10 protein-coding genes are annotated in these 12,731 nt (G+C 66.8%); 6 read left to right on the forward strand and 4 right to left on the reverse strand.

Going from position 1 to position 12,731, the window contains the following annotated elements; all coding sequences use genetic code 11:
- Both ACLBYA_RS28045 and ACLBYA_RS28050 read right to left on the reverse strand, forming a co-directional pair.
- Nucleotides 1-671: DUF222 domain-containing protein (locus ACLBYA_RS28045; RefSeq protein ID WP_447712753.1), on the reverse strand; the 671-nt coding region annotated here is incomplete at its 3' end.
- A gap of 229 nt (nt 672-900) precedes the next feature.
- Nucleotides 901-1,236, reverse strand: a complete 336-nt coding sequence (locus ACLBYA_RS28050; RefSeq protein WP_447712754.1) for a DUF4262 domain-containing protein — start codon at nt 1,234-1,236, stop codon at nt 901-903.
- Here ACLBYA_RS28050 and ACLBYA_RS28055 point away from each other — a divergent pair, their 5' ends adjacent.
- A complete protein-coding gene (locus tag ACLBYA_RS28055) occupies nt 1,237-2,610 on the forward strand; it encodes an NAD(P)/FAD-dependent oxidoreductase (RefSeq protein WP_447712755.1) in 1,374 nt (457 codons plus the stop codon).
- Here ACLBYA_RS28055 and ACLBYA_RS28060 read toward each other — a convergent pair.
- The gene (locus ACLBYA_RS28060) at nt 2,607-3,062 is read right to left on the reverse strand and encodes an SRPBCC family protein (RefSeq protein ID WP_447712756.1); all 456 of its coding nucleotides are present in this window, start codon (nt 3,060-3,062) and stop codon (nt 2,607-2,609) included. The genes ACLBYA_RS28055 and ACLBYA_RS28060 overlap by 4 nt on opposite strands.
- A gap of 64 nt (nt 3,063-3,126) precedes the next feature.
- On the opposite strand from ACLBYA_RS28060, the gene ACLBYA_RS28065 reads away from it, so the two are divergent.
- The 3 genes from ACLBYA_RS28065 to ACLBYA_RS28075 all read left to right on the forward strand — a co-directional run bounded on the left by ACLBYA_RS28065 (nt 3,127) and on the right by ACLBYA_RS28075 (nt 5,008).
- Complete coding sequence (locus ACLBYA_RS28065; protein WP_447712757.1) at nt 3,127-3,486, forward strand: DUF427 domain-containing protein; 360 nt, start codon at nt 3,127-3,129, stop codon at nt 3,484-3,486.
- A gap of 9 nt (nt 3,487-3,495) precedes the next feature.
- Nucleotides 3,496-4,392 carry a DNA-3-methyladenine glycosylase family protein gene (locus ACLBYA_RS28070; protein WP_447712758.1) on the forward strand — a complete coding sequence of 299 codons (897 nt, stop codon included), beginning with the start codon at nt 3,496-3,498 and terminating at the stop codon, nt 4,390-4,392.
- 73 nt (nt 4,393-4,465) lie between these two features.
- On the forward strand, nt 4,466-5,008 hold the full coding sequence (locus ACLBYA_RS28075; protein ID WP_447712759.1) for a Dps family protein: 543 nt from the start codon (nt 4,466-4,468) through the stop codon (nt 5,006-5,008).
- Nucleotides 5,009-5,055: 47 nt separating this feature from the next.
- Here ACLBYA_RS28075 and ACLBYA_RS28080 read toward each other — a convergent pair whose 3' ends face one another.
- Nucleotides 5,056-5,868 carry a PaaI family thioesterase gene (locus ACLBYA_RS28080; RefSeq protein ID WP_447712760.1) on the reverse strand — a complete coding sequence of 271 codons (813 nt, stop codon included), beginning with the start codon at nt 5,866-5,868 and terminating at the stop codon, nt 5,056-5,058.
- Nucleotides 5,869-6,330: 462 nt separating this feature from the next.
- Here ACLBYA_RS28080 and gltB point away from each other — a divergent pair, with 462 nt between their 5' ends.
- The gene (gltB, locus tag ACLBYA_RS28085) at nt 6,331-10,920 is read left to right on the forward strand and encodes a glutamate synthase large subunit (RefSeq protein ID WP_447712761.1); all 4,590 of its coding nucleotides are present in this window, start codon (nt 6,331-6,333) and stop codon (nt 10,918-10,920) included.
- Complete coding sequence (locus ACLBYA_RS28090; protein ID WP_447712762.1) at nt 10,913-12,379, forward strand: glutamate synthase subunit beta; 1,467 nt, start codon at nt 10,913-10,915, stop codon at nt 12,377-12,379. Before gltB ends, ACLBYA_RS28090 begins: the two co-directional genes overlap by 8 nt.
- Nucleotides 12,380-12,731 lie beyond the last annotated feature (352 nt).

Raw genomic sequence — 12,731 nt, forward strand, 5'->3', positions numbered from 1 at the left:
TAGGCCGCCGTCTCCGCATCCACCCAACCACTGATGTGGGTCAACCCGTCGGCATCCTGCTTACCGACCCGGGTCCCACACGTGTGCCGGGCCACATCCGGGCCGGGGCCGTCCTGATTGATCAGCATCAACGCAAACGTCGCCGCGGTCTGCACCGTCTCCGGAACACTGACCACCGCAACCGAGACCAGGATCTTTTCGAGCTCCGCACACTTGGCCGGGCTGGTGTACTTGCCGGCTTGGTGTAGCGCGTCACGGATGACGGTGATGTGCGCGTCGGTGATGCGCCCCTCAGACAGAGCGCGTGCACATTCCGGTAGCAGCGGGGCCAACACCTGCCCGTCCAGGGCGTGGCGCGGCCCCAACTCCTTGGCGGCCTTGATCCGCCGCCCCGCCTCGGCCTCGGACAGCCGCATCCGCGTCGAGAGCACATCGGCCCAGGTTTTGCCGCCGATCTCATGGGCGGTGGCCCGATCCATCAACGTCGCCAGGATCCGGTGATCAACCGCGGCATCGGCGCGGGCACGTTCCTCGCGATCGGACTGGATCGCCAACAACTCCGCGGTATCGAAACACGTGAAATCCGCGTCCAACAACGCCTTCACCGATGCAGCGCGATCGGCCAGTGCATGCTGCACCGATTCCCGACTCGCCACCGCATCCGACTTCATGACCTCAACATATGCGTGACCACCGACAAAACAGGTCGGCTTGTGACACCAGAGGCCAACGGGGTTAGAGAAACTCGAGTCGCTCGAAAGTCGCTGCCCAGGTGGCACATTCGGATGTCAAGCCAGCGGCATGGCCGGCCCGAACCCGCCCGGTCCGCGTAGTCCCAGCACCGGCTGTCGCCGACCGCCAAGGTTGAAATCCGGGCACCGCGGTGAATGGCCTACCCCGTCACGCAAGGCGATCTGCAGCGCCCGGACGGACCGTGGTGGAACGCCAGCGCCCATGGCATGTGGACGTCAGGGACCGCTCGGGCGGCAGGGCGGTGATGAGCAGCTCCGGCAGACCGGCGTCGGCCAGGCCGAGGGTGTAGGCGAACGGCGGCTCCGCGTCGACGTACTGCACCGCCCAGCCGTTCTTGCGCGCCAACCCGCGCAGCACGTCGAGGTAGTCCTGCCGGGTGGACCCGGGGTGATCGCACAGCCAGCACATGATGTGCCCCTTCGGTCGGTGCTTGCGACCACCATGCGCCCGCATACCGACAACCCGAGCTGACAGAATCGGCACGTGCCCACGCTCAACGGTCAGGTATCCCACTGGTTCGACACGCCGCCGACGCCGCGGCCCCGGCTGCCCGGCGACCGGGGCGCCGACGTCTGCATCGTGGGTGCCGGCTACACCGGCCTGTGGGCGGCGTACTACCTGAAGAAGGCCGACCCGTCGTTGCGGATCACCATCGCCGAGGCCCGCTTCGCCGGCTTCGGCGCATCGGGCCGCAACGGCGGATGGCTGTCCGGTCTGGTCCCGGGCGACCGGCACCGGATGGCGAAAACCCATGGCCGGGAGAAGGTCCTGGCCTGGCAGCAGGCCCTCAACGGTGCCGTGGACGAGGTCATCGCCGTGGCCGACGCCGAGGGAATCGATGCCGGCGCGGTCAAGGGCGGCACCCTGGAGATCGCCCGTAACCCCGCCCAGGCGGCCCGGTTGGCGGCCACCATCGCCGAAGAACGGCGCTGGCTCAACGATGTCACCGAACTCACCAAAGACGAAGCGGCCCAGCGAATCCAGTTCGATGGGCTGGTCTCGGCCTACCACACCCCGCACTGCGCGCGGATCCAACCGGCCGCGCTCGCGCGTGGGCTCGCCGACACCGTCGAGCGACTCGGCGTCACCATCTACGAACGCTCACCCGTCATCGAGATCGCGCAGGGCCGTGCCGTCACCATGACCGGAACCATCTCCGCGCCGATCGTGTTGCGCGCGACCGAGGGCTTCACCCCGGCACTGCGGGGGCTGCACCGGCGGTGGCTGCCGATGAACTCATCCATGATCGCCACCGAACCCATCCCGTCCGAGATCTGGGACGAGATCGGTTGGCAGGGGCGCGAAACCGTCGGCGACACGGCCCACGGTTTCTTCTATGCCCAGCGCACCGTCGACGACCGGATCGCCATCGGTGGACGCAGTGTGCCCTACCGGTTCGGATCGCGCACAGACACCGACGGGCGGGTGCCCGAACGGACCATCCGATTGCTCACCGAGGTGCTGCACTCGTTGCTGCCCCAGGTGCGACGGGTGCCCATCGCGCACGGCTGGTGCGGAGTGCTGGCCGTCCCGCGGGACTGGGAGGCCGGGGTTTCGCTGGATCGGGCGACCGGGCTCGGCTGGGCCGGCGGATACGTCGGGCACGGGGTGACCGCCACCAACCTCGCCGGCCGCACACTGTCCGACCTCGTGCTGGGCCAACACACCGACCGCACCGAACTGCCGTGGGTCGGCCACCAGTCACGCAACTGGGAACCCGAACCGCTGCGCTGGCTCGGGGTGCGGGGTCTCTACATCGCCTACAAGCTGGCCGATAAGCACGAGCAACGCAGCGGGTCTGCCAAAACGTCGCCGATCGCCCGGGTGGCCGATCTGATCACCCGGAAGCCGCACTAACCCTCGGCGCGCTCCTTGAGCCGCTGCAGCGTCAGCCGGATGTGCTCGGCATTGGCGCCGTCCCGGTCGCTGACCCCGGTGGCCACACCGGCGATCTTCTTGAACCAGCCGGCCCGGCGATCCCAGGTCGACTCGGTGACGGTGCACCCACCGTCGGCGACGACGATGTCGTAGCGCCAGTGTGCGACCGGGAACACCGCGGACTTCACATCGAAGGCGAATGCCTTGCCCGGGTCGGCCGTGGTGACGGTGCAGGTGGTGGTCCAGGACTTGGTGCCGTTGCGATTCTGGCCCTTGAACACCGCGCCGGGAACGGCGGCCGAGCCTTTGGTCCAGGACATCGCATGCGCCTCCTCGGCCAGTGCGGCCATCGTCGGCAGGTCGGTGATCAGCGCGTACACCGCGGACGGGTCGGCGGCGATGGTCACGGAGGCTTGCACGGGAGCGGTCATGGGGGGATCGTAGCCACCGTGGAGTCCCGGGAATCACCGATCGCGGCGTCATGTTGATTCCGCTATGACAGACCGTGAGCCCCGGCAACCCAGCGCCGAGCACCCCATCACCATCACGCCCACAGGGCAACGGGTGACCGTCACCGTCGGTGGCGTGACCATCGCGCAGACCGACGACGCTCTGACCCTGCAGGAAGCCAACTATCCGGCGGTGCAGTACATCCCGTTGGCCGATGTCGATTCCAGCGTGCTGGCCTGCAGTGCCACCAGCACCTACTGTCCCTATAAGGGTGACGCCACCTACTACCACGTCAACGACGTGCAGGACGTCATCTGGACCTATCAGCAGCCCTATCCGGCAGTCGCACAGATCGCCGGACATGTGGCGTTCTATCCGGACAAGGCCGACATCCAACTGGCCTAGATTGGGTTGGTGCCGTCCGCCACGCTGAAGTTCAGTGGCCCCGTCAGCCCCGGGGCGACGCTGGGTCCGCTGCGTCGTGGCAGTGGTGATCCGTGCTTCCGGACGATCGGCGCCGATATCTGGCGGACGTCCTGGATGCGGACCGGGCCGGTCACTGCGCGGATCACCAAGACGGCAACGGATACCGTCGAATGCGAGGCATGGGGCGCAGGAGCGCCGGAGTTGATCGACGGGCTACCGGGGCTGCTGGGATACGACGACACCGCGGCGGGCTTCGACCCGGTCGAACCCACGATCGCCGAGGCCTACCGGCGGGTGCCCAATCTGCGGCTGGGTCGCACCGGGCGGGTGCTGGAGGCACTGGTACCGGCGATCATCGAACAACGTGTCTACGGCAAGGACGCCTTCCGTTCCTGGCGTCTGCTCACCACCAAATTCGGTCAGCCCGCTCCGGGACCGACGCCGGCAGGCATGCGAGTGCCGCCAAGCCCCGAGGTGTGGCGGCGTATCCCGTCCTGGGAATTCCACATGGCCAATGTCGACCCGGGTCGCGCCCGCACCGTGGTGGGTTGCGCTCAGCGGGCCGACGCGCTGGAACGGCTGACTGCCGAGCGCGCCGTGGCAGGCCTGAGATCGCTACCGGGGGTGGGGGAGTGGACGGCGGCGGAGACGGTGCAACGGGCCTTCGGTGATGCCGACGCCCTGTCGGTGGGTGACTTCCACCTGGCGAAGACGGTGGGGCTGAGCCTGCTGGGTGTACCGATCGACGATGCCGCGATGGTGGAACTGCTCGAGCCGCTGCGCCCGCACCGGCAGCGCGCCGTCCGACTGCTGGAGCTCAGCGGGCTCGCGGTGAACCCGCGCCGTGCGCCGCGGCAGGCGATCCCGAACCTGCGTGCGCTCTGATTGGGGGTGATTACCTGACGGCAACGGTGGGTATGTGTGTGTTCGACAACAGATGCCACTGTTAGGAGGCACAATGACTGCGTTCACGATTCCCGGGCTGTCCGACAAGCAGGGCACCGAGGTGGCCGAGCTGTTGCAGAAGCAGCTGAGCACCTACAACGACCTGCACCTGACCCTCAAGCACGTGCACTGGAATGTCGTCGGCCCGAACTTCATCGGTGTGCACGAGATGATCGATCCGCAGGTGCTGCTGGTCCGTGAGTACGCCGACGAGGTTGCCGAACGGATTGCGGCACTGGGTGGTTCGCCCAAGGGTACGCCGGGCGCGATCCTGGCCGACCGCACCTGGGACGACTACTCGGTGGGTCGCGACAACGTGCAGGCGCACCTGGCGGCACTCGACCTCGTGTACACCGGGGTCATCGAGGACACCCGCAAGGGCATCGACCGCCTCGATGATCTGGACCTGGTGTCACAGGACATGCTGATCGGTCACGCCGGTGAGCTGGAGAAATTCCAGTGGTTCGTCCGCGCGCACCTGGAGAGCGCCGGCGGCGAGCTGGTCCACGAGGGCAAGTCGACGGAGAAGGGCGCTGCCAACAAGGCGCGCAAGTAAACTCACCCCCACTGAGCGTCCGGCGCGGTGACAACCGTGTCGGACGCTCAGTGCCGGTATGCGGTCAGCCGCGCGGTCAGCGCGAGCTTGCCGTCGTCGCCGATGGCGCGTGCCTCGGCAACGCCGCTGCTGCGGCCGCTGTGCAGAGCCGTTGCGGTGTAATAGGATTGGCCGCCGCCGATGAGCCTGCGCAGATAGTTGACCCGCAACGAGGCGGTGTGCAGCGGCTGATCGGCGCGGCCGGTGTTGAGCGCCGCGGAGGCCACCAGTTCCAGGCCCGCTGCGGCCACACCGCCGTGCACCGCACCGAGCGTGTTGTTCACCGCCGGGTCCGCCAGTTGGCGCAGGGTGCTGCCATGGCCGCCGGTTTCGGCCACCTGCACCGCCATCAACTCGGCGAGATCGGTCGGCAACGGCTCGGCGGGTTCGTCGGGCTGTTCGAATGCGCCATCGACGTGGACGGCCGCAGTGATGTAGAACGTGCGAACGGTGGCGAGCCCTATCTCGGCGCCGTCGTGGGTCAGCTCGCTCACCGACAGGGACGTCGCTCCCGCCGCACCGAGGGCGCGGCTGGAGGCCAGTACCGGGATCGACGGTGCGTCGGCGAGGCGCGCCTGTGCATCCGGGGTGAATTCCATGGCGAGCTCGCTGGACACCGTCCAATGCCCGTCCGGGCGACGGGCATGATTCGCGAAGCCGGCGATATGGTCCACCAACACCGCCAGCGGGGCCAAGGTGGGCGCTCCGGTGAGGGGATTGCTGAGGCCGGCGATGGGCATGGTTGCCGCATAGCGCGTGGGGCCTACCTCGACATTCGCGATGCCGAAGCGGCCAGGTGGGGTGGTCTGCGGATATGACATCACCGTCCAGCTTCGCGCCGGTTCGCGACGGCTATACCGGGAGGGGGTATCCAACGAGGTAAAAGCAAGATATCTAAGAATCTGGCAAGGCTTTGAGCAAATCCGCGACCAGCCGTTGCCGCACTTCAGTGCGCTGCACATAACAACTGGCAAATCGATGTGACGAGTGTCTCAATCGGGTGTGTCGAGTGAGTCGACCCGCCGCCCGTCGCGTTTACCGCGAAAAGCTCTGGGGTGCTGAGTCTTTGGTGCCGAAGAGTTCGTGCGCCGGGTTCGGCCGGCGGAGGCGGCGAAACAGTCTAGTTAGGTTTGACTAAGTTGGCATGCCTTGCTGTCTTTGTCATATCGTTTCCCCACTTGTGGCGAGTGGATAAACGCCGTCGTTCAGTGCTGCACGAAGGCGCCGCAATCAGTGCACGACGCTTCACGCAGGCATGAGAGTAAGGGTCAGGTGGATTACCGATGGGAACAGTGCCCAGCGGGCTCTACAACCCGGCATATGAGCACGACTCATGTGGCGTGGCCATGGTGGCCGATATGCACGGTCGCCGCAGCCGCGACATCGTCGACAAGGCGATCACCGCGCTGCTGAACCTGGAGCACCGCGGTGCCGCCGGTGCCGAGCCCAACACCGGTGACGGTGCCGGCATCCTTCTGCAGGTTCCCGACGAGTTCCTCCGCGCGGTGTGCGCCGAACAGGGTGACTTCGAGCTGCCGGCCGAGGGCAGCTACGCCACCGGCATCGCCTTCCTGCCGCAGTCCTCGCGCGACGCCAAGCTGGCATGTGAAGCCGTGCAGAAGATCGTCGAGGCCGAGGGGCTGGAATTGCTCGGCTGGCGCGATGTGCCGCACGACGACTCCTCGCTGGGCGCGCTGGCCCGCGACGCACTGCCCACCCTGCGCCAGGTCTTCATCGCAGGCGCCTCGGGGATGGATCTGGAGCGTCGCGCCTACGTCATCCGCAAGCGCGCCGAGCACGAACTGGGCACCAAGGGCCCGGGCCAGGACGGTCCCGGCCGCGAAACCGTTTACTTCCCAAGCCTTTCCGGGCAGACCTTCGTCTACAAGGGCATGCTGACCACCCCGCAGCTGCGCGAGTTCTACCTCGACCTGCAGGACGAGCGGCTGACCAGCGCACTGGGGATCGTGCACTCGCGGTTCTCCACCAACACCTTCCCGTCCTGGCCGCTGGCGCACCCGTTCCGCCGGGTCGCGCACAACGGTGAGATCAACACCGTCACCGGCAACGAGAACTGGATGAAGGCCCGCGAGGCACTCATCCACACCGACGTGTTCGGCTATCACAACGACCTGAACAAGATCTTCCCGGTGTGCACCCCGGGGGCCTCGGATACCGCGCGGTTCGACGAGGTGCTCGAACTGCTGCATCTCGGCGGCCGCAGCATCGCGCACGCGGTCCTGATGATGATCCCGGAAGCCTGGGAGCGCAACGAGAACATGGATCCCGCGCTGCGGGCGTTCTACCAGTACCACGGCTCGTTGATGGAGCCCTGGGACGGACCGGCATCGGTGTGCTTCACCGACGGCACCGTCATCGGTGCGGTGCTCGACCGCAACGGGCTGCGGCCCTCCCGGGTGTGGGTGACCAACGACGGTCTGGTCGTGATGGCGTCGGAAGCCGGCGTGCTCGATCTGGACCCGTCAACCGTCGTGCAGAAGATCCGGCTGCAGCCGGGCCGGATGTTCCTGGTGGACACCGCCCAGGGCCGGATCGTCTCCGACGAGGAGATCAAGTCCCAGCTGGCCGCCGAGCAGCCGTACCAGGACTGGTTGGACGCCGGTCTGTTCCACGTCGACGACCTGCCGCAGGGCAAGTACGTCAAGATGCCGCACCACCGGGTGGTGCTGCGCCAGCAGGCATTCGGCTACACCTACGAGGAACTGAACCTGTTGGTCGCGCCGATGGCGCGCACCGGCGCCGAGGCGCTGGGATCGATGGGAACCGACACCCCGATCGCCGTGCTCTCACAGCGCCCGCGCATGCTCTACGATTATTTCCAGCAGCTGTTCGCGCAGGTGACCAACCCGCCGCTGGACGCCATCCGCGAAGAGGTGGTGACCAGCCTGCAGGGGGTCATCGGCCCCGAGGGTGATCTGCTGAACCCGGACGAGAACTCGTGTCGCCAGATCGTGTTGCCGCAGCCGATCCTGCGCAACGCAGATCTGTCCAAGCTCGTCGACGTGGATCCCGACCACGAGATCCGCGGCCGCAAGCACGGGATGCGTGCCGCCGTGGTCAGTTGCCTGTACCCGGTCGCCGACGGCGGAGCCGGCCTGCGCCGCGCCCTGGAGGACGTCCGCACCAAGGTGTCCCAGGCCATCCGCAACGGCGCCCGCATCATCGTGCTGAGTGACCGCGAGTCCACCGAATGGCTGGCCCCGATCCCGTCGCTGCTGTCGGTCGCCGCCGTGCACCATCACCTGGTCCGCGAGCGCACCCGCACTCAGGTCGGCCTCGTCGTCGAGTCCGGTGACGCCCGCGAGGTGCACCACATGGCGATGCTGTGCGGGTTCGGAGCCGCCGCCATCAACCCCTACATGGCCTTCGAATCGATCGACGACATGATCGACCGCGGCGTGATCACCGGGATGACCAGTGATCAGGCGAAGTCCAACTACGTCAAGGCCGCAGGCAAGGGTGTGCTGAAGGTGATGTCCAAGATGGGCATCTCGACACTGGCCTCCTACACCGGTGCCCAGCTGTTCCAGGCCATCGGTATCAACCAGCGGGTGCTCGACGAATACTTTTCCGGATTGCACTGTCCCACCGGCGGTATCGACCTCGACGATATCGCCGCCGATGTCGCGGCCCGGCACGAGCTGGCCTATCTGGACCGACCCGACGAGTGGGCCCATCGCGAGCTCGAGGTGGGCGGCGAGTACCAGTGGCGGCGCGAAGGTGAGTACCACCTGTTCAACCCGGACACTGTCTTCAAGCTGCAGCACTCCACGCGGACCGGTCAGTACGAGGTCTTCAAGGAGTACACCAAGCTGGTCGACGACCAGAGCGAGCGGATGGCGTCGCTGCGCGGACTGCTGAAATTCAAAGAGCGCGAATCTGTTCCGCTGGACGAGGTCGAACCCGCCAGTGAGATCGTGAAGCGCTTCTCGACCGGTGCGATGAGCTACGGCTCCATCTCGGCCGAGGCGCATGAGACGCTGGCCATCGCGATGAACCGCCTCGGCGGCCGGTCCAACTCCGGCGAGGGCGGCGAGAGCGTCGATCGTTTCGAACCGGACGAGAACGGGGACTGGCGGCGCAGTGCCATCAAGCAGGTGGCCTCCGGCCGGTTCGGCGTGACCAGCCACTACCTGTCCAACTGCACCGACATCCAGATCAAGATGGCCCAGGGCGCCAAGCCCGGTGAGGGCGGTCAGCTGCCGGGTCACAAGGTGTACCCGTGGGTCGCCGAGGTGCGGCACTCGACACCCGGCGTCGGCCTCATCTCGCCGCCGCCGCACCACGACATCTACTCGATCGAGGATCTGGCCCAGCTGATCCACGACCTGAAGAACGCCAACCCGGCCGCCCGCATCCACGTGAAGCTGGTGTCCGAGAACGGTGTCGGCACCGTCGCAGCCGGTGTCTCCAAGGCGCACGCCGATGTCGTGCTCATCTCCGGCCATGACGGCGGTACCGGTGCCACCCCGCTGACATCGCAGAAGCATGCCGGTGCGCCGTGGGAGCTGGGGCTGGCCGAGACGCAGCAGACGTTGCTGCTCAACGGTCTTCGCGATCGCATCGTGGTGCAGGTGGACGGACAGCTCAAGACCGGTCGTGATGTGGTGATCGCCGCGCTGCTGGGTGGTGAGGAGTTCGGTTTCGCCACCGCGCCGCTGGTGGTCTCGGGCTGCATCATGATGCGGGTCTGCCACCTCGACACCTGCCCGGTGGGGGTGGCCACCCAGAACCCGGTGCTGCGCCAGCGATTCAACGGCAAGCCCGAGTTCGTGGAGAACTTCTTCCTCTTCATCGCCGAAGAAGTCCGGGAATTGATGGCACAGTTGGGCTTCCGTACCGTCAACGAGATGGTCGGTCAGGTCGGCGCGCTGGACACCAGCCAGGCCGCCGAGCACTGGAAGGCGCACAAGCTGGACCTGGCGCCGGTGCTGCATGAGCCGGAATCGGCGTTCATGAACCAGGACCTGTACTGCAGCTCGCGCCAGGATCACGGCCTGGACAAGGCGCTGGATCAGCAGCTGATAATCCAGTGCCAGGAGGCCATCAACGACGCCATCCCGGTGCGGTTCACGACCAAGATCGCCAACGTCAACCGCACCGTCGGCACCATGTTGGGCCACGAGGTCACCAAGGCCTATGGCGGCCAGGGGCTTCCGGACGGCACCATCGACATCACCTTCGAGGGGTCGGCGGGCAACAGCTTCGGTGCCTTTGTGCCGCGCGGTATCACGCTGCGGGTGTACGGCGATGCCAACGACTATGTCGGCAAGGGTCTGTCCGGTGGCCGGCTCGTGGTGCGCCCGCCGGAGAACGCCCCCAACGGCTATGTCGCCGAGGACAACATCATCGCCGGCAACGTGATCCTGTTCGGTGCCACCAGCGGTCAGGCTTACCTGCGCGGTCAGGTCGGCGAGCGGTTCGCCGTGCGCAACTCCGGTGCGCACGCCGTCGTCGAGGGCGTCGGCGACCACGGCTGCGAGTACATGACCGGCGGCCGGGTGGTGATCCTCGGCCAGACCGGGCGCAACTTCGCCGCCGGGATGTCCGGTGGTGTCGCCTACGTGTACGACCCGGCCGGTGCGCTGGCGGGCAATGTGAACCCGGAGATGGTCGACCTGGACGAGCTGGCCACCGAGGACCTCGAGTTGCTGCAGGAGATGATCGTGGGACATGTCGATGCGACGGATTCCGCTGTGGGACAGCGGATCCTGACCGACTGGGACGGTGAGACCAAGAAGTTCGTCAAGGTGATGCCCCGCGATTACAAGCGGGTGCTGACTGCCATCTCGGATGCCGAGGCAGACGGCCAGGACGTGGCAGAGGCGATCATGGCGGCGGCCCGTGGCTGATCCGAGCGGTTTCCTCAAGCACACCGTCCGCGAGACCCCAGCCCGGCGGCCGGTCGATCTGCGCCTCAAGGACTGGAAAGAGGTCTACGAGGAGTTCTCTCAGGACACTCTGCAGGTGCAGGCGTCGCGTTGTATGGACTGCGGTATCCCGTTCTGCCACAACGGATGCCCGCTGGGTAATCTGATCCCCGAGTGGAATGACCTGGTGTTCCGGGGACATTGGCGCGACGGTATCGAACGGTTGCACGCGACCAACAACTTCCCGGAGTTCACCGGTCGGCTCTGCCCGGCGCCGTGCGAGGCGTCCTGCGTGCTCGGCATCAACCAGGACCCGGTGACCATCAAGCAGGTCGAGGTCGAGTTGATCGACAACGCCTTCGACCAGGGCTGGGTCAAGCCGATGGTCCCGACGGTGCGGACCATGAAGAAGGTCGCCGTCGTCGGCTCCGGGCCTGCCGGGCTGGCCGCCGCTCAGCAGCTCACCCGTGCCGGTCACAGCGTGACGGTGTTCGAACGCGCGGACCGCATCGGCGGCCTGCTGCGCTACGGCATCCCCGAGTTCAAGATGGAAAAGCGCCATATCGACCGTCGCCTGGAGCAGATGGCGGCCGAGGGCACCCAGTTCCGCACCGGCGTGAACGTCGGCGTCGACATCACCGTCGAGCAGCTGGACTCCGAGTACGACGCGGTGGTGCTGGCCGGCGGTGCCACCGCATGGCGCGACCTGCCGATCCCGGGGCGTGAGCTGGACGGTATCCATCAGGCGATGGAGTACCTGCCGTGGGCCAACAAGCTGCAGCACGGCGATGACGTCGCAGGCCCCGACGGCGAGCCGCCGATCACCGCCAAGGGCAAGAAGGTCGTCATCATCGGTGGCGGTGATACCGGCGCGGACTGCCTGGGCACCGCGCACCGCCAGGGTGCAGCCAGCATCCACCAGTTCGAGATCATGCCGCGCCCGCCGGAGACCCGAGCCGACTCCACACCGTGGCCGACCTATCCGCTGATGTACCGGGTGGCCTCCGCGCACGAGGAGGGTGGCGAGCGCGTCTTCTCGGTCAACACCGAGCAGTTCGTCGGCACCGACGGCCGGGTGACCTCGCTGATGGTGCACGAGGTCGAGATGAAGGCAGGCAAGTTCGAGAAGGTCGAGGGCTCGGACTTCGAGCTCGAGGCCGATATCGTCTTCCTGGCCATGGGCTTCGTCGGGCCGGAGCGCCCCGGATTGCTGACCGATCTGGGTGTCGAGCTGACCGATCGCGGCAACGTCGCGCGCGAACGTGACTTCCAGACCACTGTCCCCGGCGTGTTCGTGGCCGGTGACATGGGGCGGGGCCAGTCGCTGATCGTGTGGGCGATCGCCGAGGGCCGGGCGGCCGCCGCCGGGGTGGACCGTTACCTGATGGGCGAGTCGGCCCTGCCGCGGCCGATCGAGCCGACCGCGGCGCCGCAGCGATGAGCGCTTGCGCGAAGAGCAATCAGATCCAGCGGTAGCTACGTCGGTCCAGTCACATCAGCAACATGAGCCACAGAAGAAACATCTGACTTTAAATCGGCGCGCCGAGTGGTGTTAGCCGCGTCACAGGTGTCTAATAGCTGGGCAGGGGTCGTGCGGGTAAAGTGACCCCACGGTGCAGCTATTCGCCGACCGCAGGAGTTCCTACCGTGTACATGACACCCAATTCACGGTCACGGGTGAGTCGAATCGCCTGGTCATGGTTCCGTCATCCACGTCGCAGCCGTGATTTCCCAGCTAAGCACGAACGGCTGATCACGTCCGCCGAGTTACTGCGCTACGGCGTCTGACCCGG

Source organism: Mycobacterium sp. C31M (genome assembly GCF_053345865.1).